The sequence below is a fragment of the Pseudomonas sp. MWU13-3659 genome (assembly GCF_023757525.1).
In the GTDB taxonomy this organism is placed as follows: domain Bacteria; phylum Pseudomonadota; class Gammaproteobacteria; order Pseudomonadales; family Pseudomonadaceae; genus Aquipseudomonas; species Aquipseudomonas entomophila_E.
Genome location: NZ_JAMSHW010000014.1, coordinates 105,877 through 130,426, shown reverse-complemented (window position 1 = coordinate 130,426; position 24,550 = coordinate 105,877). Strand labels below are relative to the sequence as shown.

Annotated in this window: 31 protein-coding genes; 23 read left to right on the top strand and 8 right to left on the bottom strand. The window is 63.9% G+C overall.

All coding sequences use genetic code 11. The features are described 5' to 3' along the window. From sctD to NGM28_RS18085, 17 genes are all read left to right on the top strand, one after another. Positions 1-1,278 (top strand): type III secretion system inner membrane ring subunit SctD, encoded by a 1,278-nt coding sequence (gene sctD / locus NGM28_RS18165; protein WP_252091018.1) that lies wholly within the window; start codon positions 1-3, stop codon positions 1,276-1,278. Beyond that, positions 1,268-1,465, top strand: coding sequence for an EscE/YscE/SsaE family type III secretion system needle protein co-chaperone (locus NGM28_RS18160; protein ID WP_252091017.1), 198 nt, complete (start codon positions 1,268-1,270; stop codon positions 1,463-1,465). Before sctD ends, NGM28_RS18160 begins: the two co-directional genes overlap by 11 nt. A 1-nt stretch (position 1,466) precedes the next feature. Beyond that, positions 1,467-1,724 (top strand): type III secretion system needle filament subunit SctF, encoded by a 258-nt coding sequence (gene sctF / locus NGM28_RS18155; protein ID WP_286089023.1) that lies wholly within the window; start codon positions 1,467-1,469, stop codon positions 1,722-1,724. Between the two features lie 2 nt (positions 1,725-1,726). Next, positions 1,727-2,077, top strand: coding sequence for a YscG family type III secretion system chaperone (locus NGM28_RS18150; RefSeq protein ID WP_252091016.1), 351 nt, complete (start codon positions 1,727-1,729; stop codon positions 2,075-2,077). After that, positions 2,074-2,475, top strand: coding sequence for a YopR/YscH family type III secretion effector (locus NGM28_RS18145; RefSeq protein WP_252091015.1), 402 nt, complete (start codon positions 2,074-2,076; stop codon positions 2,473-2,475). The genes NGM28_RS18150 and NGM28_RS18145 overlap by 4 nt, the downstream gene beginning before the upstream one ends. Beyond that, positions 2,472-2,819: a type III secretion system inner rod subunit SctI gene (sctI, locus tag NGM28_RS28700; RefSeq protein WP_286089022.1), complete on the top strand. Its 348-nt coding sequence runs from the start codon at positions 2,472-2,474 to the stop codon at positions 2,817-2,819. Before NGM28_RS18145 ends, sctI begins: the two co-directional genes overlap by 4 nt. Before the next feature lie 7 nt (positions 2,820-2,826). Next, positions 2,827-3,561 carry a type III secretion system inner membrane ring lipoprotein SctJ gene (sctJ, locus tag NGM28_RS18135; RefSeq protein ID WP_353620524.1) on the top strand — a complete coding sequence of 245 codons (735 nt, stop codon included), beginning with the start codon at positions 2,827-2,829 and terminating at the stop codon, positions 3,559-3,561. A gap of 2 nt (positions 3,562-3,563) precedes the next feature. Further along, positions 3,564-4,190 (top strand): SctK family type III secretion system sorting platform protein, encoded by a 627-nt coding sequence (locus NGM28_RS18130; protein ID WP_286089021.1) that lies wholly within the window; start codon positions 3,564-3,566, stop codon positions 4,188-4,190. Then, positions 4,169-4,828, top strand: a complete 660-nt coding sequence (locus tag NGM28_RS18125; RefSeq protein ID WP_252091014.1) for an HrpE/YscL family type III secretion apparatus protein — start codon at positions 4,169-4,171, stop codon at positions 4,826-4,828. Before NGM28_RS18130 ends, NGM28_RS18125 begins: the two co-directional genes overlap by 22 nt. A 75-nt stretch (positions 4,829-4,903) precedes the next feature. Beyond that, positions 4,904-5,905 (top strand): hypothetical protein, encoded by a 1,002-nt coding sequence (locus NGM28_RS18120; protein WP_252091013.1) that lies wholly within the window; start codon positions 4,904-4,906, stop codon positions 5,903-5,905. A 66-nt stretch (positions 5,906-5,971) separates the two neighbouring features. Then, positions 5,972-7,231: a hypothetical protein gene (locus NGM28_RS18115; RefSeq protein WP_252091012.1), complete on the top strand. Its 1,260-nt coding sequence runs from the start codon at positions 5,972-5,974 to the stop codon at positions 7,229-7,231. A gap of 344 nt (positions 7,232-7,575) precedes the next feature. Next, positions 7,576-8,310 (top strand): hypothetical protein, encoded by a 735-nt coding sequence (locus NGM28_RS18110; protein ID WP_252091011.1) that lies wholly within the window; start codon positions 7,576-7,578, stop codon positions 8,308-8,310. Then, positions 8,307-8,594: a hypothetical protein gene (locus tag NGM28_RS18105; protein ID WP_252091010.1), complete on the top strand. Its 288-nt coding sequence runs from the start codon at positions 8,307-8,309 to the stop codon at positions 8,592-8,594. Before NGM28_RS18110 ends, NGM28_RS18105 begins: the two co-directional genes overlap by 4 nt. A 292-nt stretch (positions 8,595-8,886) precedes the next feature. After that, positions 8,887-9,282 carry a type III secretion system chaperone family protein gene (locus NGM28_RS18100; protein ID WP_252091009.1) on the top strand — a complete coding sequence of 132 codons (396 nt, stop codon included), beginning with the start codon at positions 8,887-8,889 and terminating at the stop codon, positions 9,280-9,282. Between the two features lie 34 nt (positions 9,283-9,316). Continuing rightward, positions 9,317-11,236 carry a patatin-like phospholipase family protein gene (locus tag NGM28_RS18095; protein WP_252091008.1) on the top strand — a complete coding sequence of 640 codons (1,920 nt, stop codon included), beginning with the start codon at positions 9,317-9,319 and terminating at the stop codon, positions 11,234-11,236. A 555-nt stretch (positions 11,237-11,791) separates the two neighbouring features. Continuing rightward, positions 11,792-12,709, top strand: a complete 918-nt coding sequence (locus NGM28_RS18090; protein WP_252091007.1) for a hypothetical protein — start codon at positions 11,792-11,794, stop codon at positions 12,707-12,709. A gap of 84 nt (positions 12,710-12,793) precedes the next feature. Then, a complete protein-coding gene (locus NGM28_RS18085; RefSeq protein ID WP_252091006.1) occupies positions 12,794-13,057 on the top strand; it encodes a hypothetical protein in 264 nt (87 codons plus the stop codon). Between the two features lie 90 nt (positions 13,058-13,147). Here NGM28_RS18085 and sctU read toward each other — a convergent pair whose 3' ends face one another. The 8 genes from sctU to sctN are packed head-to-tail and all read right to left on the bottom strand — an operon-like array spanning position 13,148 to position 19,958. Then, positions 13,148-14,194, bottom strand: a complete 1,047-nt coding sequence (sctU, locus tag NGM28_RS18080) for a type III secretion system export apparatus subunit SctU (protein WP_252091005.1) — start codon at positions 14,192-14,194, stop codon at positions 13,148-13,150. Continuing rightward, complete coding sequence (gene sctT, locus NGM28_RS18075; RefSeq protein WP_252091004.1) at positions 14,191-14,979, bottom strand: type III secretion system export apparatus subunit SctT; 789 nt, start codon at positions 14,977-14,979, stop codon at positions 14,191-14,193. Before sctT ends, sctU begins: the two co-directional genes overlap by 4 nt. Further along, positions 14,976-15,242 carry a type III secretion system export apparatus subunit SctS gene (sctS, locus tag NGM28_RS18070; RefSeq protein WP_252091003.1) on the bottom strand — a complete coding sequence of 89 codons (267 nt, stop codon included), beginning with the start codon at positions 15,240-15,242 and terminating at the stop codon, positions 14,976-14,978. The genes sctT and sctS overlap by 4 nt, the downstream gene beginning before the upstream one ends. A 1-nt stretch (position 15,243) precedes the next feature. After that, positions 15,244-15,897: a type III secretion system export apparatus subunit SctR gene (sctR, locus tag NGM28_RS18065; RefSeq protein WP_252091002.1), complete on the bottom strand. Its 654-nt coding sequence runs from the start codon at positions 15,895-15,897 to the stop codon at positions 15,244-15,246. Beyond that, positions 15,894-16,835, bottom strand: a complete 942-nt coding sequence (gene sctQ / locus NGM28_RS18060; protein ID WP_252091001.1) for a type III secretion system cytoplasmic ring protein SctQ — start codon at positions 16,833-16,835, stop codon at positions 15,894-15,896. Before sctQ ends, sctR begins: the two co-directional genes overlap by 4 nt. Positions 16,836-16,840: 5 nt before the next feature. Continuing rightward, positions 16,841-18,163 (bottom strand): type III secretion system needle length determinant, encoded by a 1,323-nt coding sequence (locus tag NGM28_RS18055; RefSeq protein ID WP_252091000.1) that lies wholly within the window; start codon positions 18,161-18,163, stop codon positions 16,841-16,843. Further along, a complete protein-coding gene (locus tag NGM28_RS18050; RefSeq protein WP_252090999.1) occupies positions 18,160-18,630 on the bottom strand; it encodes a type III secretion protein in 471 nt (156 codons plus the stop codon). Before NGM28_RS18050 ends, NGM28_RS18055 begins: the two co-directional genes overlap by 4 nt. Beyond that, positions 18,621-19,958, bottom strand: coding sequence for a type III secretion system ATPase SctN (gene sctN / locus NGM28_RS18045; protein ID WP_252090998.1), 1,338 nt, complete (start codon positions 19,956-19,958; stop codon positions 18,621-18,623). The genes NGM28_RS18050 and sctN overlap by 10 nt, the downstream gene beginning before the upstream one ends. Positions 19,959-20,162: 204 nt before the next feature. Between sctN and sctW the strand changes: the two genes are divergently transcribed. The 6 genes from sctW to sctV are packed head-to-tail and all read left to right on the top strand — an operon-like array spanning position 20,163 to position 24,550. Then, positions 20,163-21,122: a type III secretion system gatekeeper subunit SctW gene (gene sctW, locus NGM28_RS18040; protein ID WP_252090997.1), complete on the top strand. Its 960-nt coding sequence runs from the start codon at positions 20,163-20,165 to the stop codon at positions 21,120-21,122. Then, positions 21,103-21,402 carry a TyeA family type III secretion system gatekeeper subunit gene (locus NGM28_RS18035; protein ID WP_252090996.1) on the top strand — a complete coding sequence of 100 codons (300 nt, stop codon included), beginning with the start codon at positions 21,103-21,105 and terminating at the stop codon, positions 21,400-21,402. Before sctW ends, NGM28_RS18035 begins: the two co-directional genes overlap by 20 nt. Continuing rightward, entirely contained in the window at positions 21,389-21,760 is a 372-nt protein-coding gene (locus NGM28_RS18030; protein WP_252090995.1) for a type III secretion system chaperone family protein, read from the top strand. The genes NGM28_RS18035 and NGM28_RS18030 overlap by 14 nt, the downstream gene beginning before the upstream one ends. Beyond that, complete coding sequence (gene sctX / locus NGM28_RS18025; protein WP_252090994.1) at positions 21,757-22,125, top strand: type III secretion apparatus assembly protein SctX; 369 nt, start codon at positions 21,757-21,759, stop codon at positions 22,123-22,125. The genes NGM28_RS18030 and sctX overlap by 4 nt, the downstream gene beginning before the upstream one ends. A gap of 5 nt (positions 22,126-22,130) precedes the next feature. After that, the gene (gene sctY / locus NGM28_RS18020; RefSeq protein WP_252090993.1) at positions 22,131-22,460 is read left to right on the top strand and encodes a type III secretion apparatus assembly chaperone SctY; all 330 of its coding nucleotides are present in this window, start codon (positions 22,131-22,133) and stop codon (positions 22,458-22,460) included. Then, positions 22,457-24,550 (top strand): type III secretion system export apparatus subunit SctV, encoded by a 2,094-nt coding sequence (gene sctV, locus NGM28_RS18015; RefSeq protein WP_252090992.1) that lies wholly within the window; start codon positions 22,457-22,459, stop codon positions 24,548-24,550. The genes sctY and sctV overlap by 4 nt, the downstream gene beginning before the upstream one ends.

The window sequence follows — 24,550 nt, the reverse complement described above, 5'->3', positions numbered from 1 at the left end:
ATGGCCTGGAAGATTCGCTTCTACAGTGGTTTGAACAAAGGTGCCGAGGCGCGCCTGGACGAGGGCCGGGTGGTCATCGGTGCCGACCCGGCCCAGGCCGACCTGGTGCTGGTGGACCCTGGTATCGGCGATGTGCACCTGGTGCTGATGGTCGAGGCCGAGGGGGTACGGCTGGTCGAGTGGACCGGCGCCGAACCGCCGTTGCAGGGCGGCGTGGCGGTGGAGGCCGGCGCTGCCCTGCAGGCCGCTGTCGCGCAACGCTGCGGGCCGCTGTTGTGGGCATTCTGTGCGGAGCAGGCGCTGTTTCCCGAGCAGTTGCCGGAGCATGCCGCGCCAGCCGACGCGGCCGGCGCCCGGCGCCAGACACCCCTCAAGGCGTGGCTGGGCATCGCTGCGGGCCTGCTGGCGATCGTCGCGATGCTGGCCTGGCTGCTCATTCCGTGGACCGCCGGCCAGGGCGAAGGCGTGGTCGAAAGCCCGCAGAAGCTGCTGCAGGCGTTTCTCCAGGCGCAGCAACTGCCGGAGCTGCAGGTGACGGCCACCGACGACGGCGCCGGCCTGGTGGTCGGCGGCTACCTGCAGCGCAACGACCAGCGGCTGAAGGTACAGCAGTACCTCGAGGGCAGCGGCGCAGTGTTTCGCCTGGAGGTGCGGACCATGGAAGACCTGCGCAACGACGTCGATTTCATCCTGCGGCGCCTGGGCTATGCGCAGTTGCACAGCGTCGATGGGCCGCGCCTGGGTTGGTTGCGCCTGGTGGGCGAGGAAGTCGAGCCCGCCGAGCGCTGGAGCCAGCTCGAGCCATTGCTCAAGGCCGATGTGCCAGGGCTGCTGGGTGTCGAGCTGCAGGCGCAAGCCAAGGTGGTGCCGCAGGAGCGCCTGCGCAAGCTGCTCGACGAGCAGGGGCTGGGCAATGTGCTGGCGGTGCGGGCCGAAGGCGACACCCTGGTGTTGCAGGGGACGCTGGACGAGCGCCAGCAGCGTGGCTACCTGGAGGTGCAGCGCCAGTTCCTCGAAGCGTTCGGCAACGGCCCCACGCTGAAGCTGGTCGAGCAGAGCCGGGCGCCGGCGGCGCCGAAGCTCGATTTCGCCATTCGCTCGGTGTCGGTCGGCCGTGTGCCGTACGTGACGCTGACCGACAACCAGCGCTATCCGGTGGGAGGGGTGACGCCTTCGGGCATCCGTATCCAGGCGATCAGCGCACAAACCATCACCTTGAGCAAAGGTGGTCAACAGTATCGGATCAATTTGAAGGAGGGCCCGTCCGATGATGGATGAGCTGTGGCAAGAAACCCAGGAGCTGGCGGACCGCAAACAGATACGCGGCACGTTGGAACAGGCGCTCAAGGGGTGCGACCGGGAGATGATGACCCTGATGGCGCCCCACGCATTCACCAAACTGCAAACCAAACGGCTGGCCCTGACGGCGGCCATGCTTATTCTTGACACAATGGAAGGCTACTGAAATGGCAGAAATCTCGTTCGTCGACAGCTCAGCTGTAAACACCATGGACAAGGTTGCTGAAACCCTTGTCGACCAGGCCAAAACCGCCAACAAGAACGTCCGCGATGCGATCGATGCCTTGAAAGCCGGCGGCGACGACCCCTCGAAGCTGGCGGACCTGCAGCACCGGATCAACAAATGGACCGTGGTCTACAACATCAACGCGACAGTCACCCAAGCGTTCAAGGGCGTCATGAGCGCCATCCTGCAGAAGGTATGAGCATGGACATGACCCTGGAAAACCTGCTGGCGCGCGTAGGCATGCTGGGCGTCGAGCACAACTGCAACGACGAGGCGTTGCTGATCGCCCGCTGGTTGGCCCTGGAGCCGGCCACCCAGGAGGCAGCCGCCATGCTCCGTATCAGCAGCCTGATGGGCCTGGGGCGTTGCGACGAGGCCCTGGCCGAGGGCAACAAGGCCCCCTGGCCTTCGCTGGGCCCGTGGCTGGCGCTGTGCGAGCGTCGGCTCGGTTGCATGGCCGCGCTGGATCGGCGCCTGGACAGCATGCTGCTCAGCGACGACCCCGGCTTGGTGGCATTCGCCCGCGGCATGTGCCTGGGAACCGTGCAATGAACCCGGTGCCGACGAAGGGGGCCGACCCGCTGGCGCGGGTCGGCCCGGCGGTAGGGCGACGCAATGCCGACTCGGGCGCGGTGAGCGCGTTCGAGCAGGCGGTTGCTGTGCAGCCTGTCGAACCCGTGGACGTGGTGTCGCTCACCCGGGAGCTGCGTGAGCGGTTCGCGCACCCCGGCGCCGACCGCCAGGCGTTTCGCGACTTCATGCATGAGCGCGTGCCGGGTTATCGCGCCCAGAAAACTGCCCTGCAAGCGGTGTGGCAGCAGAGCAACGGCGTGCAGGAAGACGCGCATCTGCGCGATCTGATCCGTATCGAGCTGGGGCGCTTGATCACCCTCGATGGCATGGTTCAGATCCTGTTGACCAACAAGTTCAAATTGGAGATCGAATCATGAGTCGCATTGCCCCGGCTGAAGAGGTCATCGAGGCAAGTCTGGAGTCGCTCAACACGCCCGTCGCCGATCAGCACCTGGTGGGCGAGTTCGAGCGCTTCCTGCGTCCGCCGATGCCGGTCCATGAGCAAGATACGAGCCTGCTGCGCCAGGTCGGCCAGATCAAGGAGCAGTTTACCGAGGCCAAGCAGTCGATCACGGCTGCCCTGGCCAAGGGCGCCGATGATCCGGCCACACTGATGCAGCTGCAGTGGGCGCTGACGCGCATCAACCTCCAGGAGGAGCTGATCGCCAAGACCGTGGGGCGGACCACGCAGAACATCGAAACATTGATGAAAGCGCAATAGGTGACCTGTGAAGAAATTATGGCGATTGTCGCTGATCATGCTGGTCCTGTGCCTGGGCGGCTGCAAGGTCGAGCTGTACCTGGGGCTCAGCCAGCGGGATGCCAACGAAATGCTGGCGGTGCTCGACGCCGAAGGCATCTCGGCGGTCAAGGAGCAGGACAAGGATGGCAAGGTGAAGATCCTGGTGGCCGAGTCGGACATCGGCCGTTCGGTGCTGGCGCTCAAGCGCAAGGGCTACCCGCGGGAAGCGTTTTCCACGCTCAACGACGTGTTCCCCAAGGACAGCCTGATTTCCTCGCCATTGGAGGAGCAGGCGCGGCTGACGTACGTCAAGTCGCAGGAACTGTCGCGCACCCTGTCGGAAATCGACGGCGTGCTGGTGGCCAGGGTGCACGTGGTGCTGCCTGAGGCGCGCAACAGCCTGCGCACCACGATGACACCGGCCTCGGCGTCGATCTTCATCAAGCATGCCGCCGACGCGCCGCTGGAGATGTACATCCCGCAGATGAAGCAGTTGCTCAGCAACAGCATCGAAGGGCTGGCCTACGACCGCATCAGCGTGGTCATGGTGCCCTCGACGGAGGTCCGCCAGGTGCTGCCGGCAACGCGCTACGACACGCTGCTGTCGATCCAGGTGGCCGAAGCGTCGCGCCCGCGCCTGCTGGGGATCATCGGCCTGTTGCTGGGGCTGCTGGTGCTGAGCAACCTGGCCCAGTTCCTCTGGTCGCGGCAGCGGAGGTGAGCATGGAGTTGCCGTTGACGTTCTTCCAGTTCCGCTATTGCCCTGCCCGCTACCTGCATGCCGAGCACTTGCCCGCGGCCCTGCGCCAGGTGGTCCACGCGTTGCCGCACTGGCGCCAGGACAGCACCATCAACGGCTGGCTGCTGGGTGAGCTGGAGTTGCGCGAGGGCTTCGACAGCCCGGCGCAGATGGGCGGCCTCGGCCTGTTCGAGCAGCCGGCGCTGGAGGCCACGCTGGGGGCGTTGGGCGGGTTGCTGCATGGCCAGGCCATCCAGCGCCTGGTGGACCAGGCCAGCCTGGAGCGGGTGCTGCGTGCCCTGGGCGAGGACGGCCATCGTTTTTGCCTGGAGAAATGGCGGCTGATTATCGGCCAGTGGCCAGCCGGCTGGCAGCGCGAGTTGCCACCCGGGGAACTGGAGGGGTACCTGCTGGGCTGCGGGCTGGCCTTCTGGCTCGCTGCCTGCGGCGACGTCGCCGCAGGCTTCGCCCGCCGCCTGGCCCTGCGCCTGGCGAGCGCGCCAGCGCCGCCGGCGTGGTCGATGAACGATGAACAATTGAAACTGGCCCGCACGTTGTGCTTGAAAGTGGCCAGGGAGAGAAGCCCTGCATGTTTCCATTTATTGAAGTGAAAGCCAGCCAGATGACCCTGGACCCGGACCAGCTCGTGCTGCGTGGCAACGACTATGAAGCCTACCTCAGCGCCCGCGAGCTGATCGACGCCGCGCGCCAGCGCGCCCGGGACATCGAGGCCCAGGCCGAGGGCGTGCATGAGCAGCACCGCCAGCTGGGCTGGGAAGCTGGCATGGAGCAGGCCGGCACCGAGCAGGCCACGCTGATCCAGGAGACCCGCCTGCGCTGCGACGAGTATTACCGCAAGGTCGACCAGCGCATGAGCGAAGTGGTGCTGCAGGCGGTGCGCAAGGTGCTGGGCGAGTACCCCAGCAGCGACCTGACCCTGGCCGCCACCCGCGAGGCGCTGTCGTTGGTGAGCAACCAGAAGAACGTGATCCTGCACGTGCAGCCCGAGCAGGTGGCCGAAGTGCGCGAGCGCATCTACGGCGTGCTCAAGGAGTTCCCCGAGGTCGGTTACATCGAGGTGGTGGCCGATGCGCGGCTCGACCAGGGCGGCTGCATCCTCGAGACCGAGATCGGCATCATCGATGCCAGCGTCGATGGGCAATTGGCGGCGCTGGAGACGGCGTTGCTGCAAAGGCGCCACGAGGAGCACAGGGCCGTGGAGGTGGCTGACGAATCCTTGGAACGGTAAGCCTTCCAGTGATAGTCATGCTGCAATGGTTAGGTAAAGCTGTCGCCGGGTTCTTCATTCAAAAGAGGTAACGACATGTCTATTCCAGCTTTCCTTTCAGGCCCGAGCAATGCCCAAAGTTCGCCTCTGGATAGCATCGAAAAAGCGAGTCATCGTAATGTGTTGGGCCATTTGTGGGACTGCATCGCTCACTGGTTCTGCCAGACAACCGCGAGCGAGGCCAAATTGCAGTTATACACGCTCTTTCACAGTGAGTCGGAGCGAGACAAGTTCAACGCCTTCTTCTATCGGCGGGACATGGTAGGGGAAGGGTGGCGGGATAACTTCGTCATTGGCAGGGGCGAGTGCGATGGCATGGGGAGGTTGTCAATAAAGATCGAAGGAGACGCCGTGTGGACGCTTGACTTCAACTGTGTGGTAGGGGTGAAGCAGGAGGCGCTAGATTTTGCGGGCGAGTTTATCAAGGAAACGGATGAATACCTCGGGAGCAAAAAGTTCAGCGACATACGGGGCCAATCTCATAAAGACTGGGTGCGGAGTACCTTGGATATCCAAGGTGATCGGTTCGCCTGTACTGGCGATGGCGGTGAACACTGCACGACGATAGAGGCGCGCCTCGAAAATCTGTTTGGGTCCGGCTCGCAGTATGAACAGGTGGTCATGCTGTTGAATCAGTCGAGCCTCGTGCCCGCCAGTAAAATGTTTGCCGAAACAACGATGCACGGTGAGCATGGGGCGATCATGACGACCCCCACTCATTCGTTGACGACCCAATACGCTGTCAACAAAGTAGGCGAGGATGCGGTCTTGACCTTCAGTATCGATGTGGAAAACATTCCGCACTGCTATCTGCCGAACGTCAATGGAGTCGCCGACACCGTCGCTTCTGAAAGTTTCACACATGCCACGTTTTCCGTTCATGTGAGCCAGGATGGCAAGATCATCAAGTGCTCGCCTCTCATACGTGATGCCCAATATTGCTTCAGCAACCACGAGGCTTATCTTCAGGGGCTTGCGGCGGGTGTAGCCGGTGCCGTGGCGGTGGCTGATGAATCCTTGAAGCAGCAAGCCTTTTAGCGATGGTCGTTCGGTGCCCGTGGCGGTGAAACCGTCGATTGTTCCATTCGACAAAGGAAAACACAGGTGACTATTGAATCTTCTGCGCACAGTGTAAGCAGCCACTACTCCGTTAGCCGAATGGACTTCGACCGGGTAAGTTCCCAGGGGCGGCTCGACGCGCTGTGGAACCGCATCGTCAATTGGTTTTGCCCGACGCTTGCGGGGCAGGCCAGGGTGTATCTGGACAGGATGATCCACGGTGATTCCGAGCGGGCCAGGACGCAGGCCTTCTTCGCCCTGCAGGGATTGGCCGGAGAGGGTTGCCAGCATCAATTCAGCTCTGGCAAGCACCCGATAAGTGGCGAGCTTTGGTTGTCATTGCAGGTGGACGGTCAAGAGGTATGGCAGCAGGACCCATCCTTGAAGAGTTGGCTCGAATTACTGTCGGGTGGCAACATCGATTTGTCCAGCAAAACTAAGGTCGAGACAGCCGAGGCGCATCTGCGTAAGATGGTTCATGACTGGTCCCAACTCGAGAGGATAAATGCCTTCTTTGACCTGAAGGCGTTAATTGGAGAGGATGGCAAGGATATTTTTATCGTTCACCCAAACGAGGATAAAAGCACATATCACTTGTCGATGGAGGTGCAGGGGATCGTCTTGTGGGAGCATGATCTCCACTGCGAGTTTGAACGGAAAGAGTGTGTAGAAAGTTTTGGTAAGGAATTTATAGAATTAATGGAGTGTCAACAGGGGCCCGAGTACCAGGACAAGTGGGAGACGCTAACGGATGTTGATCTGCCACGCGCTAAGGTGACGCTCGGGGGGGGATTTTTCCGCTACGAAGGCCCGAAGGGTACGCTCGACCTGGAAGAAGCGAAAAATCAATACATTGACCATGTGAAGAGCAGCATACGTGAATACCTGCCGGACGAGGCCCTACACAAAGCAGTGTTCAGGATGCTCAACCAGAGCTGCATGGGGCCCGGGACGGCAGTGATCAATAAGGGCACGACGGGTCCAAATGGCCCGATCTTCGGGGTGCCTGTCGGTAGCTTTTTAATTAACTATGAGGTTGTGGCAACAGAGAGCGGGGCGACTATCAGGTTTTCACAAACCCGCGACAAACCTGGCTATTTTGGGCATGCGCGAGCCCTTGATCCGAGCGTCAGCTACGCGAGCAGCGACTTTACCGTGACGTTGAACAAGGAGGGCAAGATCACCGACTGTTCGCCTTGCACCGTCCAATTCTTCTATCGCTTCGCGAGTGCGTCGGATTGCCTGGATGCCCTTAACGATGCCGCTGATCGTAATAAGCCTGCACAGCAATGGATACCCGTTTGAGTTGATCGTCAGGGCGTGTACGCAAAGCCGCCGGGCGGCGATCAGGCAAGGCGAAAACAGGTGAGGCACGTTTTCCGACCGGGTTGTCGATCGACCGACGAAAATCGACAATTTCCGGACTGTGATTGATCGTAAGCAACAAGCCCGCTGCGCCACGATGGATGTCTTTATTCATGAGGCGGGAGAGTCAGGATGGGCGTGGCATTTTCACTGTTGCGGCAGATGCTGGAGCAACGCGAGGCGGTTGCCCGGGGCAAGGCGCGGGAGCGCGCTGGCGAAGAGGGGGATGCGTCGGGGCGCTCGGGCGTTCGCCCGGCGGCGCAGCCCGTATCGAGGAGGGCAGGATGAACCCGATCAATGCGTTGCATGTACCGGCACCGGCACCGGCACCGACCGACGACCACGGCGCCACCGCCGTGGTTCGCGAACGACGGCTGACGGCCCATCCACAACCGTCACCGATGCCCGCCGACGAGGTCACCGCGCAGATCGACGCGCTGCTTGGGCAGCGCCACGCCGTGGTGTTCATCGGTTTCTCCGGCCTGGGGTACGAGCACCCCGGCCACGTCTGCGCGCGTGCCCGGCAGGTGCTGGATGCGGCCTTGCGCGACCACGGCCAGGAGGGCGTGGCGATGATCATCGGCGGCACCACCGAAGGCATCGGCATGCTCTACGAGGTGGTCGCGAACGACCCCCTCTACCGCGAAGTGCTGTGTGTCGGAGTCGTCTCCGAGCAGGTGCGCCGTGAATGCCCGCAGTCCCTGTCGCCGGCCTGCGCCGACGCGCTGGTGGTCGTGCCTGACCCCGGCGGCACCTGGGAAGTGCGCGACGCCACCGGCGCCTACTCCTACACGCCTTACCCCGCGCAGTCGGGCCGCGGCGAGGTGTGGGTGTTCGGCGGTGGGCAGGTGGCGGCCGCAGAAGTCGAATGCGCCCACGGCCAGGGGGTGGATGTGCAGTTGGTGGATGCCCGGCCACAACCCGAACTGCTCGCCGGCAAGCTGCGCCAGGGCAAGACGCCGCAGCAGTTGATGCCCATCAACAGCCGCTACTTCACCGCGGCGCAGGGCCCGGCATGAGCAAGCCGCGGCCTTCGGACGAAGATATCCTGGCCAGGGCCGAGCAGGCCATCCGTGACGATATCGAGCGCGACCAATTGCTCGAGGCGCTCTGGGCACGCTTGCAGGTGCCTGACCCGCATGTCTCGCGAACGCTCTTCCAGCACGGTGAGCCCAGCCTCAACCGCCAAGCCGAGCAGGAGTTGCTGAACCAGGTCAAGCGCATGCAAAGCGCCGACGACGGCCTGTTCACCGGGGGCACGCGACCAAGCCGCCCCCTGCTGCTGCGCGGCATCGTCATCTAGCCCTGCCCCTGGCTTGCAATCGCCCGCGCGTCATCTGTAGGAGCGGCTTCAGCCGCGAAGCCGGCGGCGCGATGGATGGCAGCGGCTTCGCCGGTGTTCGCCGCCAAGGCCGCTGCTGCCTGGTTCGGCGCGTCACCGACGTGTTCCCCGCTACAGCATCTAAAAAAGTGCGACGGCCTCGGATAGTGGCTACCTGCGCCCAGCCTGTTCAATACCCGACACTTCCAGCCGTTGGCCCCCGAAGAACGGGACCCGCCGGAAGGCGACAGGGCTGTATTCCAGGAGAAAAATCATGATCAAAGAATGGCTGTCTCGATGGCAGTCTTGTCGTCTATACAGAGGGCATGACGTCTATCGCAAATTGCTGCCCGGCTACCCCGAACTGCATGTGGAACGCCAAGGCGATGACTGGGTGCTGGCTTTCGAGCTGGGGCGACTGCGGGGGGATTTGCCCTTGGGCACATTGCTGCTGCTGCTGGGCATCAACAGCCCTCAAGGAACGATACGGGTGACCGTCGACCAGGCTGGCTCGCTCGTCCTGTACACCACGTTGGTGGATGCCGGCGCGGACTTCGAGCACTACGACCAGCAGTTGGCGATGTTGTGCGAGCACCAGGCGTTCCTCCAGCCCCAACTGCAACCCGTTGTCCCGCACAGGGACATTGGCCCGGTTTCAGCGTTCGCCTGACGTCGAGGCATTTTCCATTCAGTAGGAGTTACCAATGACAGCACAGATCAGGCACTGCCCTGCACCTTTCAGTATTGAACCCCTCAATCGCGACAATCAATCTGACGTTCATGTAGATAACGAGCCAGGCACGTTGAACTGGGTCCAGTCCAGCGGCAAGTCCGATACTTCACCGGTCACCCCGGCCCCACAGCCCGAGATGCAGAGAAAATTGCTAGTGAATGGCGTCGGGGCGCGCCGGATCTGCGTGTACCAGTTGGCGGATGGTAGTCTCGAGTTGACTCTCGATCGTGCTCCCATCTTGGATCTGGTGTGCAGTGGCGGTGGGGCAAAGGGCGATATCTATCCCGGAATGCTCAAAGCCTTGCAAGACAAAGGCACCCTGGAGGGCATCGAGCGGGTCCATGGTGCGTCGGCAGGCGCAATCACTGGCGTGCTGGTCGCTTCGGGGATGACGTCAGAGGCGTTCTCGACGCTCATGGGCAGCATGGACCTCATGTCGCTGTTGGACAGCAAGAGCAAGGTAAAACGTTACCTGCAAAAGGTGCTGCCGGAACTGGCTCCCAAGTCGATCAAGCAGTTCGTAAGACTGCTCACGCATTTGCAGAGCAACGCACATGGGCTACAGGAAACGCTCGAGAAAGAGGCAAAGAATGCGTTGCTCAAGCGGATCGAGGAGTGCCCAGGCGCACGGGACAAACCAGGTGTGGGCGAGGTGTACAAGCGGTTGTCCCAAGCGGGCGCGTATGTGACGTTCAATGACCTGGCTGTGGTCAGTCGCGTGGTGAAGAGCGTGAAGACACTGAGCGTGACCGGTACGGCCATGCTCAAGGATGGGCCGAAGCTGGTGATGTTCGACAATGAAAACTTCCCCGACATGAACATTGCATTGGCGGCGCATATCTCGGGCGCGTTTCCCGCATTGTTCAAGAGGGTGCCCTTGCTATACGACAATCAGGTCACCCAGTTCCAGGACGGTGGCCTGATGTGCAACATCCCGGTGCCGGAGCAGTATCTGCAGCCCCAGGACCCGGCGTGCCCCTGGGCCAGCGAGCCGCTGATCCTGAGGTTCCAACAGGAGAACTTCCGCCAGCCGGCCCTCGACCAACAGCGACTTGGCCCACTGGATAGCTTCAGTGGCGTACCTATCACTGCACAGTGGATCTTCTTGCAGGAACAGCTCAAGTCGCTGAGCCGGTATAAAGTGGAAATGATTACAAAGACCCCTTTCGATCACTTCGCTGGCGCGATCAGTGGCACGCTGAACTTCGACAAGCCGGAGGTGCTGAGGAACTTCATGCAAGCCCAGTTGCAAAAGGCAGTCGAGCGGCATGTGGACAATCATGCGTGTGAGCGGGAAGTGTTCCAATATGCCACGATCGACGAGACGCTCTTGGCCCTGGACGATGGCCTGTTCGAAGAGGTGTATGAATCGGCTCCCGATATCGCACAGGGCATCAAGGATTTCCGGGACAAGGCGAAGGCGCTATTGGAAAAGCTGGACGGCGCGACGCGGGGCGAAGCGTCGGGTACGTTCGATCTGGATGCCGTGGTGGACGGATGTGCTGCACGCCGCGCGTGGCTGGCCAAGCAATTGCTGCAGGGCGGGGGGCGGTTGGCTTGGCTGAAGAATCAGTCGACTGCGACGGGGCAGAAGTCTGAGGTAATGCTTGGTGCGTTGAAGATGGAGAAAGAAGTTCAGGTCCGTGATACCGCCAGGCTCATTGCGCGTACCGTCGTCCTTCCTTCCTTGTTGAAATCCGCTCAGTCCCCCGCGAACAAGGCGCTGTTGAGCACGTCGTTCACGACATTGATGAGCCTGACCGATGTTGACCAGCTCAAAGAGGCCGTGCAGCACTTGTCCGAGCATTACCAGTCGAACCACCCTGATCGCTCCGGCCTGCTCCAGGCCATGCGCGAGTGGAAGGAAAAATTGGCTGAAACCACCCAGTAACGGGCTGGTACCTCGCCCACTGGTGCAAGAGGCCGTGCCTGGTGGGCGCTTGCGCCTGAAGGTCTCGGCAGGCATTCGCGAGTTCGTTCGGCGGGTGCCTGCCGGGGCCTTTTTGTGGGCGTGCTGGCTGACAGCCCCGGCCTGCGTCAAGATTGACCAAGGGCCGTCATCGCACTGCGACGAACCAGTGCCCCGCAACAATACCCTGGGAGCCGGCCGGCGAAGCAGGTCCCGCACCACCATGGTGGCTGCATCGCGGCTGAAGCCGCTCCTATAGGCGACAGCGAAACCGGCATGAACGACAAACCAGTGGGATCGATTGGGCGTGCCCTGCGTAGGAGCGACGTTAGCCGCGATCACCCGTGTAGTGAGTGTCGTACACGACGGTGCCTGCATCGCGATGGACCAGGACAGTGCGACAAACCCGGCAAGTACCGCTGTTTCCGCAGGCGAGGGATGGCCCTGACTATAAATCAATGTTTAACGACAACCATTGGTATTCGAAACGCTGAGCCGCAGGCAGGGTAACGACTCCTTGTCACAGAGTGCATTTCCATGCCTGTATCGCTTCAATCCACCCGCAGTGTACCTGCTGCCTATCCGACTTCAATGGCATCCCCCGATCCGTTTGGTCGCGCGCTCGAGTGTTACAAGCAGGCGCGACCCGACGGTGAAGCCCAGGCCATCGAGGCGTTGCAAAGGCATGTCAAACAGGCCGCCACTCAACGCGACTGTCAGAATGTGATCACCCTCATGCAGCGCCATGCTGATCAGCAGCCATTCATTCGCGACATGCTCATGGTAAGCGTCCTGGCCGCCTTGCCGGATCACTCGGCGCAAAGCCTGCTTGAGCTGGAGGGGGCCATCATGCGATTGCTCGATCGGTTCCGGGCTGATGAGTTTCAGGCTATCAAGCTCGAATCGATTGACGGGCGGGTCTGTTTCACCTTTCCGATCAGTTCGCAACAGGCGATCGCTATCCCTGCGTCGGCAGTGCTTCAGTTGAAGGAGGCTACGCAGTGTCCCTCGCCCCGGAGCGAACTGGCGCAGGCAAGGCTCGACATGTTACACACCGATTACATGCGCTTCGAAACGGCGTCTTGCCTGGAATGTCTGGACCTGAATGGTTTTACCGGGTGTCAGTTGATGGAGTTGCGAGCGGCGCTGTACCACACATTGGTCAACTGCGCAGATAGCCAGGCCGATCACCCTTACGAGGTGCGCTTGAGGGAGTGGCCTGAACCACGAAACTTCAAGATCAGTGGCCGGACCTTCGACGCCATCGTCGAGCTGTTGCCTATGGCGCCCCGCTATTCGAACGCTGTTTCGCTGGAGCCTTTCCTGGGCGACAGGCTGAAGGATATCCAGCAAATCCGCGCACGTCAGTCGCGGCAGGAAGAGGTCTCCGCCACCGTGGTTGCAAGTGCGCCAAGCGTAAAAAAACCAAGCACCACCGGGCTTCCTGGGAAATGAATCAAGGCGCAATGTGGTTGTCGAGCGCACGTGCACAGCTGCAAGTGTCGAGCGTCTGCGATAGTGAAAAGTTCAAAACGTTTTATGGAACAGTTGCCGATTTTTTTCAGTATGGATGACAGGCACTGTGCGATGTTTCTGCTAGCGTTCGAGCCCCTCGACGCCTTGAAACCTTTGAACAAGCTCGGCCCAGTGGCGCTGAAGGAAGGGGGATCGGTCCATGACCTGGAGCTGACCGATCACCCGATTCGCGATGTGATCGGGCTTATGTGCCCAGGCCAGAAGGACATCCAGAAACTTCGCACGGTGCTTGGCGAGCGTTTCAGCGTGCCGCTTCAGGACGATTGACGCCGACGGTCGCGGCGACCGTCGACACCATGCCCGGCGTGCAACGCCGGGCATGGCCTCAGGCGGGGGTGCGCCGGTCGCAGCCTTGGTTCATTGGGGGCTTCCCTGCGCCTGCAACCAACGAATGACCTCCGCCACTGGCTGGATCAGCTCGCCGGGAATGTACTGGTCCACCAAACCGTCGGCGTACAGCGCCCGTGCCAAAGGCACGCGCTCGAGCACCGGCACGCCCTCTTCGGCTGCGATCTTGCGGATCATCAGCGCCTGTTCCTCGGTGTACATCAGCGTGACCAACGGCAACGGCGTTTCCCCCGGCTGGTAGCGCAGGCCCACGGCGATATGGGTGGGGTTGGTGACGATCACCGAGGAGCGCTTGACGTCCTCGCGCATCGAGCCGCTCTGCAGTTCGCGGTGGAACCTGCGGCGCTCGTGCTTGATTTCCGGCGAGCCTTCCATTTCCTTGTGCTCGCGCTTGACCTCATCCTTGCTCATGCGCAATTGCTTGCGGTGCTGCCAGCGCTCCAGGCCATAGTCGGCCACCGAGATCACGATGAAACCAATGGCGCACACCAGCATCAGGTGCTTGAGCATCACCCCGAGCATCGGCAGGATGCAGCCCAGGCCACAGGTCGGCATCTGCAACAGGTTGCGCAGGTTGGCGCTGAGCAGGGCGACCACCAGCGTGGCCAGCAGCGCCACCTTGATCATCGACTTGAGAAACTCGAGCAGGTTCTTGACCGAGAAGATCTTCTTGGCCCCTTCCACAGGGTTGATCTTCTTGATGTCCAGCTTGATCGACTCGCCGCTGAACAGGAAGCCGATCTGCACCAGGTGGCTGAGCACCACGGCCACGACCGCGGTCACCAGGAACGGCAGGGTCAGCCACAGCAGCTCGTGCAGCATCTGCTCGAGCAGCAGGTCCATGGCCTGGCGGAACGGCAGGTGGGTGACCGACTCGGGCAGCAGCATCAGCGCGCCGAGGTGCCTGAGGAAGTAGTCGGAAAACCCGCCGATCACTGCCACCAGGCTGAGGATCAGCGCGGTGGACACCACCTCCTTGCTCTTGGCCACCTGGCCTTTCTTGCGGGCATCGCGCAGTTTCTTGGGTGTGGGTTGTTCGGTCTTTTCCGCGCTCATGGTTGCTCCAGCACCGGGCCGAGAAGGCGCACCGGGTCCAGCGCCAGCAGCACGCTGTCGTGGGCCATGTTCATCAGCAGGTACAGGTATGGCACCAGGATCAGGCTCGAGACCAGGCTCTTGATCGGCATGGAGAGGATGAACACGTTCAGCGACGGGGCGAAGCGGCTGACCAACGCCAGGCCGAACTCGGCCAGGAACATCGCCACCAGCAGCGGCGCGGCGAACACCAGGCACAGCGCCAGCATATGGGTGAACTGGCCAAGGAAGAACCCGGCCCACTGGCTGCCGACATGGGGGTAGAACGTGGCGATCGGCCAGTTGGCATAGCTGGTGAACAGGGCGCCGAGCATCGCCAGGAACGCGCCGCCGGAGAAGAACAGGGTGATCAGCGTCTGTGTCAGCAACACTCCCGTGGGGCTGGTCTGGCTGGCCAGCAGCGGGTTGAGGGTGGAGGCCATCGACGCACCGCGCTGGTTGTCGATGATGAAACCGGTGGCCTCGATGGCCCAGAACGGAATGCTCACCACGAAGCCCACCAGCACACCGATCAGGATTTCCTTGCCGATCAGCACGGCCAGTTCGAGCCCTTCGATGCCCGAGGGCAGGGTGTCGGCCACGCATGGGTAGATGAACAGCGCCAGGGAGCAGGCCACCCCGTTGCGCACCAGGGTGCCGCCCAGCACCTGTTTGCCGAGGATCGGCAGCACGATGAAGCAGGCGAACAGGCGCGGCAGGATCAAGGTGTAGGCCAGCATGGTCTGTTCGAAGTCATGGATGTTCATCGTACCAACGGCACCTTGTTCAGGATGAGGTCGGCATAGCTGTACAGTTCGTTGCCCATCCAGCCGGCGGTGACGAACAGGGTGATGATCACCGCGACCAGCTTGGCGACGAAGCCCAGGGTCTGCTCCTGGATCTGCGTCAATGCCTGGACCAGCGACACCAGGGTGCCCACCGCCGCGGCCATGAGCACCGTGGGCATCGACAGGATCAGCACCAGCCACAGCGACTGGGAGGCGAAATGCAGCACGTCGGCGTTGTTCATCTCAGCCTCCGTAGCTCAGCACCAGGCCATGGGTGAGGCGGCCCCAGCCATCGAGCAACACGAACAGCAGCAGCTTGAACGGCAGCGAGATGGTCACCGGCGACACCATCATCATGCCCATGGCCAGCAGGATGTTGGAAATGATCAGGTCGATGGCGATGAAGGGCAGGTAGATCAGGAAGCCGATCTCGAAGGCGCGGGTCAGCTCGCTGACGGTGAACGCCGGCAGCAGGATCAGCAGGCTGTCGGCGTCGACCTGGTCGGCATAGCGCTTGGGCCAGAGCTGACGCGTGCTGTCGAGGAAGAAAGCGCGTTCGCGGTCGTCGACCTGCGACTTGAGGAAGTCGCGAAACGGTTGCAGGCCCTGGTCGAGGAACTGCGCCACCGACTGGCTGTCGCTGAGGGTCGGCTGGTGCTGCTGCAGGTACTCGTAAGTGGCCATGCCGGTGGGCGCCATGACATAGATGCTGAGGATGATCGCCAGGCCGTACATGGCCATGTTGGGCGGAATCTGCTGGACGCCGAGGGCGTTGCGCAGCAGCGAGAAGACCACGGTCATCTTCAGGAACGAGGTGGTCATGACCGCGATGAACGGCACCAGCGCGAGCAGCGCCAGGCAGACGATCAGGTCGAGTTCGTCAGGCAGCTTGATCATGCCGGGCCATCCTGCAGCAGGCGGGTCACGCGCACACCCAGGCGGTCTTCGATCTGCACCAGCAGGCCGCTGCCGATCTGGCGCTGGTTGGCGAGGATGCGCACCTGGGCGTCGAGCGGGCTGTCCAGGTCGATCAGCGAACCCGGTTGCAGGGTCGACAGGGTGTGCAGGTCGAGTGTCTGCCGGCCGACTTCGAAGCAGATCTGCACGGGCAGTTGTTCCAGGCTGCCCAGCTCGGCGTCGTCGTTGGCGTCGTCGGTGTGTTCGTAGGTGGTGTCGTGCATGTGGGTGATTTCCAGTTGGTTGTCGTCGAGCAGCAGGTCGGCCCAGGGGCGGCCGGCGAGCATGCCTTGCAGGTGTGGCGCGCCGGTCGCGCCGGGCGCCAGCAACAGCACGTCGCCGGCGACCAGCGTGCGCAGCGTGGCCAGGTCCAGTTGCAGCGGGCGCCACTGCAGCGAAAGTTGCAGCGGGAGCTTCAGGCGCTCGTGCAGCGGCCGGGCGGGCAGGTGCTCGAGCAGGCGCTGGGTGTCGCCATCGACCCAGCAGGGCAATTGCTCGCCGGCGCTGTGCAGGGTCAGTTGCAGGTAGGGCGCCGGCGCCGGCTCGTCGAGGGGCGCGATGCCCTTGCACAGCAGCCCGGGGACTTTCTTCGCCTCGCGTTGCACCAGCGACAGCTGCAAGGTCGCCGGCAGGCTGGCCAGGTCGGCCTCCTGCAGTTGCGGGGACAGCCACTGCGCCAGGCGCTGGCGGCGGCACAGCAGGCGGGCGGGAATGCCGTGCCAGTCGACCAGCAGCGCCAGGTCCAGGTCGTCGGGGGCCTGGGATACAGCCAGGGACAGCTGGCCCTCGTCACTGCGGTAGTGGCGTTGGCGTTGGCCGAGCAGGCGCTGCAGGGCCATTTCCAGCCGGAAGGCCTTGGGGAAATCAGGTGTATTCATGGGGTTCACTGTTCGGGCTGCCACTCATCGTGTACATGGCGCTGGTTGCGCGAGCGCTGGTCGCCGCCGCTGTCGTTGGCGAACGAAAGGCTCAAGGGTTGGCTCGGGTCGAGCCGCTGCAAGCGCTCGAGCAGCTCGCCGCGGGCCGTCTGCAGTTGCTGCAGGCTGCCGGGCGAGGCATGGATCTCGACTTGCAGGGTGTGGCCGGCGTGGGTCAGGCGCACTTCCACGGTGCCCAGGTGCGGCAGCTGCGCGCGCAGCAGGGCGGTGTCGCCGGTATGGGTCTTGCCGGTCTGCAGTTGCAACTGCAGGCGCTCCACCAGGGCCTGGAGGTCCTGGGCCAGCGCAGGGCTGGTGGACTGCGCCGCCATGCTGTGCAGCACCCGGTCACCGGGTGGCGCGGGCCATGGCTGAATCGGGGTGGGCGAGGTGAGCGGTTGCTCCTGATCGTGGCGGCGCGCAGGGGCCTTGTCGGAGGCCGCGCCGTGGTCCATGTCGCGAGGCGCTGGTGCGGTGTTGGCTGGCGGGCGCTTTTCGCCGGTTGGCGCGGGGCCCTCGGGGGCCACTGTGACCTGGCGCGATTCCCGGCGCAGCGGCGGTAAACGGGGCGCGTGGCGGAGCGGGGAGGGCTCGGCCTGGGGCTTGTGCTCGGGGGATACCGAGGCGATAACCTTGGCCATCGCTTCGCCGTGTTCGTGCGCAGGCTCCAGCGCCACGGGCCGTTCAGTCTTGACGGTGGTTTCGTTGGTGCGGCCGCTGGGTGCCTGGCGCGGTCGGGCATTGACCTGGTCGCGGGGCGAGTGGGGCGTGGCCGGGCCTTGCCCCACAGTCGGCTGGACGACATCGGTCGGCGCCAAGGGCGGCGTGCCCGCCTGCGGCTGCTCGGTCACGAGCGGCTGACGCAGTGGTTGGCTCGCCTCGTCCTGTGCCTTTTTGTCATCGTCGCCGGCCCGCGTGCCTGGCTTGCCATCGGCCTTGCGGGAGTTGGCGGGAAGCTCGGGCATGGGCTGGCGCGGTTCGTCCTGTGCCTTTTTCTCATCGCCGAGGGGGCGCGTGTCCGGCTGGTCAGTGGCCTTGCGCGGGCTGACGGGAGGCTCGCGCATGGGCTGCGGCTGGCGAGCGTCATGGCTCGATTCGGCGCGCGCGCCATCCCGCCGCGTGTTCGCCTTGCCCGTTGGCAGGTGGCCCTGACGCTCGGGCGCGGCGCGGCCGTCGTGGGGCGCGCGGTCGAGCAGGCGCTCGAAGTGCGACTGCTGCGTGCCCGTGGGCGTGCGCCGGGTGATCGGCGCCGGCATGTCTGGCGTTGGGTGCAACGGTGGGGTCTTCATGCGGTTTCGGCATCTCGTCGGTGGTGTTCGTCCATTTCCAGTTCTTCCTTGAGTTCCTGCAGCTGGTTCGCTTCCTTCAGGGCGCGGACCTGCAGCTGGAGGAACTTGTCCAACTGCTGCTGGGCCTTGGCGAAGGCCTTCCTGGCCGTCTCCAGCGCTTCGCGTTGACGCCGCAGCGCCTGTTCCTTCTCCACGACCTGCTCTTGCAGCTGCGCCTCGCGCTCGCGCAGCAGGCTGACTTCATGCCGCCAGCGCTCCAGTACCCGGCGCTGGGTCATTTGCCCCTGATGCTCGTCGAACAGGCGTCGCTCTTCGTCCAGGCGCCAGGCGTGGTAGTCGTGGTGCGCGGTGATCGCCTGGTCCTTGGCGGTTTGCGCGGCCTGCAGGCGTGCCTGCTGGCGCAGCGTCTCGCGTTCGGCCTGCTGCAACCTCAGGCGCTTGATGCGGACCAGTGTGCTCAGGGGCATAGGTCGACCTGCGTGATGTCGCCGAGCTGTTCGAGGCTGTGCGGCATGGGGCTGTGTTCGTGGGTGCCCTGGCGCAGCCAGGTGCGGATATCCTCGCGCTTGGCGATGGCGGTATCGGCCACGTCGTCCTGGCCCTGTTCGTACTCGCCGATCTTCAGCAGCAGCTCGACTTCCTCGTACTTGGCCATCCATTCGCGCAGTTGCCCGGCCGCCTTGCGGTGCTCGGGGGTGACGATCTGGTTCATGATCCGGCTGACCGAGCGCAACACGTCGATCGCCGGGTAGTGGTTGGCGGCGCCCAGCTCCCGCGACAGCACGATGTGGCCGTCGAGGATCGAGCGGGTTTCCTCGGCGATCGGCTCGCTCATGTCGTCGCCTTCCACCAGCACGGTGTAGAGCGCGGTGATCGAGCCTTTGTCGGACTGCCCGGCGCGCTCCATCAAACGTGGCAGCTGGGCGAACACCGAGGGCGGGAAGCCGCGCCGGGTCGGTGGTTCGCCCGCGGCCAGGCCGATTTCCCGTTGCGCCCGGGCAAAGCGGGTCACCGAGTCCATCAGCAGCAGCACGCGCTTGCCCTGGTCGCGAAAGTATTCGGCGATGGTGGTGGCGACGAAGCCTGCCTTGGCGCGCTCCATGGCCGGCCGGTCGGACGTCGCCACCACCAGCACCGCGCGGCGCAAGCCTTCTTCGCCCAGGTCCGAGTGGATGAACTCGCGCACTTCCCGGCCGCGCTCGCCCACCAGGGCCAGCACGATGACGTCGGCCTGGGCGTTGCGCATCAGCGAGGCCAGCAGGGTGCTCTTGCCGCCGCCAGCGGCGGCGAAGATCCCCATGCGCTGGCCCTCGCCGCAGGTCAGCAGGCCGTCGATGCAGCGGATGCCCAGGCTCATGGGTTGCTCGATGAGCTTGCGGCTCATCGGGTCGGGGGCGTCGCGGTACACCGGGTACCAGGCGGCCGGCACCCCGGCGGCGCTGCCATCGAGCGGGTTGCCCAGGCCGTCGAGGACCTTGCCCAGCAGGTGATCGCCCACGCCCACCTGGTGCATGCCGCCGGTGGGGCTCACCTCGGTGTTGGACGACAGGCCATACATGTCCCCCAGCGGGGTCAGCAACGCCTGGTGCTGCTGGAAGCCGATCACCTCGGCCAGCAGCGACAGGCTGTTGTCCGGCGCGCGCAGCTGGCACAGCTCGCCGACCTGGACGCCCGGCACCACCGCGCGGATCAGCGTGCCAGTGACCTGGGTCACGCGGCCACGGATCTGGATCAGGCGGGCCTGGTTGACGGTGTCGAGCAGGTTCTGGGGGATCTGGCGCAGGGAAGGATGCATGGGCAGGCTGTGGTGATGGATATGGGGCGCCATTCTAGGGAGGCGGCCGCCCCGGGGATTTCACCCTGGGTCGCATGTTTTTAGTTTTTCGGGCGTGGGCGCGCGGCGCGTGCGCCAGGCTAAAAAGAAGCGACCGATGCTGTCAGCGTGAACAGGAAGGCTTTTCTAAGATGGCCGTCATTCCGTGATTCCTGTGAGGTAGGCGTGGCCACCCCCATCAACTACATCGGTTCGTTGAAAGAGCCGGAAGCCCTCGACTGGGACGAAGGGAGCAGCACCAGCACCAGCCAGCTGCGCCAGCTCGTCGCCCAGGTCGCGCGGCCTGTCCCCATGGGGCAGGAAGCCAGTGTGTCGGAAGAACTGACCATGATGTTCTCGTCATTGGTCAATGCGCGATTGAACGCCCGCAACCGGATCACCGATACGCGTCGCCATGGCGCGCGTGCCGGCAGCGAATCGCCCGGCATGCTCAAGCAGGTGCCGGACATTCAGCGTCGCGCCCTCGACGCGCTGGTGGCGCAGTTGCGCCAGCACCCCACCCTCACGGCGCGTGAGTTGGCCGCGCACCTGAAAGGGCTGTCCTCAGAGGTCTGCCACCAGTACCTGGCCCTGGCCCATGCCCGGGCCGAACTGGCCAAGGGCCCCGGCAGCGAGGCGTTGCTCAAGCTGCTTGACAACGCCCTGGCGCAGATGGAGCAGAAACACGGACGGGCCATCGCGCTGGGCCTCGAGATCGGCCCGCTCGCCGCCCAGGCCGCCGAGCAGGGCGCGGGCGAGGTGGGCGAGTTGCGCAATGTCTATCGCGACTTCGTGACCGGCTACCGCGGCCTGGCCCATGCCTGGGGCGAACTGCGCGGCCGGTTCGGCGACGCCAGGGTCGACGAGGTGTCGAAATTCCTGGTCAAGGGCCTGGCGGCCCACCTGATGGGCCTGCAAGGGGGGCGTGACAACGACAAGCTGCAGCTGGTCATCGGTGACATGAAGCTGGTGCAGATCCTCAAGAAACTGGAGGAAGACGTCGAGCAGTTCTTTGAGCGGGTGCTGAACCGCAAGCGCAAACGAAACAAGCACAAGCGCCACAGTCGTGATGAGCACGATGAGCAGGCGCGCGAGGATGACAACGATGAAGACGGGGAGGGCGGCAGTGGCGTACGAATCTTCTGATTTGATCGGCGATTTGCTGACGCTGATCGACAAACGTTGGGTCAGTGTCCACGACATCCAGCAGTTGCTGGTGGCGATGGAAATCACCGACCCGGTGCTGAGCATCTACTGCCTGCGGGAGCTCAAGCGCATCATCCGGCTGTTGCCCTTGCAGGTATTCAGTGACGAAGAGCAGCGCGACAACCTGGTGTCGGTCTGCCAGATGGCGATGGACCAAGCGGTCGATGACGAGGAGACGTCGCTGCGCGACGTCGCGGAGGAGAGAAATGGATCTGTGTGAAGAGGCGATCGCCTTGTTCTGTCGCGACCAGGGCGTGGTGCTTGCGCCCGACGCGGGGCCGTTGGTGCGCCTGGCCCTGCGGGATATCGGCACCGTGCAGTTCGAGCGCCATGCCGGGCAGCTGACGTTCTGGCTGGCGTTCGCCGTGGTCGAGTCCCAGCGTGACCGCGCCATGCTCGGCACCTTGACCCGCGTGTACAGCGCCCGCGCGCCCTTGCAACCGCTGCGCTGCGGCATGCTCGCCAACGGTGACCTGGTGCTGATGGTCAGCCTCGACGAGGACCGCGTGAGTGCGCAACAACTGCACGAAACCTACCGGCTGCTGAACGCGGTGCGTGCCGAGGTGCTGGACGCATGAGCAGGATCGAGCGGGGCGGGCAGCTGCACGATCTGTGGCAGTTGCCCGCCACCGAAGGCGAGCGCCTGCCGCTGCCGGGGCGCGATCCGGCGCCAGGCATTTGGGGGGCGCCTGTCGAGAAGCACTTGCCTGGCCTCTACCCACAGCACTGCACCGAGAGGCAAAGGTTCGCTTTCGGCGACCCCAGCGACTGCCTGAGCGCCCTCTCGAACCCGGCGGACTTCGACCTGGGGCTCGATGAGATCCTGCGCCAGTGCAGGGACTGCTCGGCCCCCGAAAATCGTGAGTTCCGCTCACTGCTCCATGCACTGAATGTAGACAGGCGCATGTTGAACGAAACAGTCAAACTTCTGATCAAGGCATAGAAACCATGGAATTGAACAACAGGCAGCGGGACGTCCTGCTGCTGCTGGCCTGGGTGCATCTGCAATGCGGCTGGCCTGATCGCGCCCAGGTGTTGCTGGGTGCATTGCTGCAGGTCGCCCCCAAGCATCCAGGCGCGCGCCGGGCCATGGTGGTGGCCGCGCTGGAGCAGGGTGACTGGCAACTGGCCGAACAGCTGTGCCTGGCCATGCAGGCCGCCGGTGAACAGCGTGCCGGCCTGTGGCTGTGCCTGAGCCATGCGCAGCAGATGGGCGGGCGCCTGGAAGAGGCGCGGGCCACCTACCGCAGCTACCTGCAACGGCGGGGTGCGCCATGAACGGCTTGACCCAGGTGCTCGCCCGTATCGGCGCGCGCAAGGACCTGATGCTGGCGGTGATGCTGCTGGCGGTGGTGTTCATGATGATCCTGCCGCTGCCGCCCTTGCTGCTGGACATCCTGATCGCCCTGAACATGACCATCTCGGTGGTCCTGCTGATGATGTCGGTGTACATCAACTCGCCGCTGCACTTCTCGGTGTTCCCGTCGGTGCTGCTGGTGACCACGCTGTTCCGCCTGGCGTTGTCGATCAGCACCACGCGGATGATCCTGCTCGAGGCCGATGCCGGCCAGATCGTGCAGACCTTCGGCCACTTCGTGGTGGGCGGCAACCTGGTGGTTGGCTGCATCCTGTTCCTGATCATCACCATCGTGCAGTTCCTGGTCATCACCAAGGGCGCCGAGCGGGTGGCCGAGGTCAGCGCGCGGTTCTCCCTCGACGCCATGCCCGGCAAGCAGATGAGCATCGACGGCGACCTGCGCGCCGGCACCATCGACATGAACGAGGCGCGCGAACGCCGCGGCGAGGTCGAGAAGGCCAGCCAGATGTTCGGCGCCATGGACGGTGCGATGAAGTTCGTCAAGGGCGATGCCATCGCCGGCCTGGTGATCATCATCGTCAACATCCTGGCAGGCCTGGCCATCGGCGTGATGCAAAAGGGCATGACCGCAGGCGACGCCTTGCAACTGTACTCGGTGCTCACCGTGGGCGACGGCATGGTCAGCCAGGTGCCGGCGCTGCTGATCGCCATCACCGCAGGCATCATCGTCACCCGGGACTCCGAGGGCGCCAAGGACCTGGGCGCCAACATCGGCGGCCAGGTCATGGCCCAACCCAAGGCGCTGTTGATCGGCGGTGCGCTGCTGGTGCTGTTCGGCATCATCCCGGGCTTCCCGATGATCACCTTCTTCGTGCTGGCGGCGGTGGTCGGCGGCGGCGGCTGGTGGGCGATCCGCCAGCGCCGCCTGGAAGAGGCCGAGCACCGCAGCGCCGGCGGCCTGCCGGCGCTGGTGGCCAATGGCGGTGGCGCGCCGACGGTCAAGTCCAAGGGCTGGCAGGCGTCGGACAAGCAGGGCTTCGCCCTGACCGTGCCCTTGCTGATCGACGTGGATGCCGGGTTGCAGGGCGCACTGGAAGCCGCCTCGCTGAACGAGGAACTGGAGCGCGTCAAGCAGGCCCTGTACCTGGACTACGGCGTGCCGTTCCCTGGCATCCACCTGCGCTTCAGCTCGGTGCTGGAAAAGGGCGAGTACCGCATCCTGCTGCAGGAGGTGCCGGTGGCCCGCGGCAAGCTGATGCCCGAGCGCCTGCTGGTGCAGGAGAAGGTCAGCCAGCTGGAACTGATCGGCGTGCCCTTCACCGAGGGCGAGGCGCTGCTGCCGGGGCGCTCGGCACTGTGGGTCGACCAGGACCAGCGCGGGCGCCTGGAGCGTTCCGGCTGCGCGTTCCTGAGCATCGACCAGGTGCTCACCTGGCACCTGTCCCACGTGCTGTGCGAGTACGCCGGCGACTTCATCGGCATCCAGGAAACCCGCTACCTGCTCGAACAGATGGAGCAGGGTTACTCGGAGCTGGTCAAGGAGGTGCAGCGCATCCTGCCGTTGCAGCGCATCACCGAGATCTTCCAGCGCCTGGTGAGCGAAGGGATCTCGATCCGCAACATGCGCGCCATCCTCGAGGCCATGGTCGAATGGGGGCAGAAGGAAAAGGACGTGGTGCAGCTGGCCGAGTACATCCGCAGCAGCCTCAAGCGCTACATCTGCTACAAGTACGCCAGCGGCAACAACTTCCTGCCCGCCTACCTGCTCGACCAGGAAGTGGAGGAGCTGATCCGCAACGGCATCCGCCAGACCAGCGCGGGCAGCTACCTGGCCCTGGACCCGGCGCAGAGCGACGAGTTCCTGAACAAGGTCAAGGATGTGGTGGGCGAACTGCGCGATGCCCACGCCAAGCCGGTGCTGGTGGTGTCGATGGACATCCGCCGCTATGTGCGCAAGCTGATCGAGGGCATCTACAGCGACCTGCCGGTGCTCTCGTACCAGGAGCTCACCCCGCAGATCAACATCCAGCCACTGGGGCGGGTCAGCTGA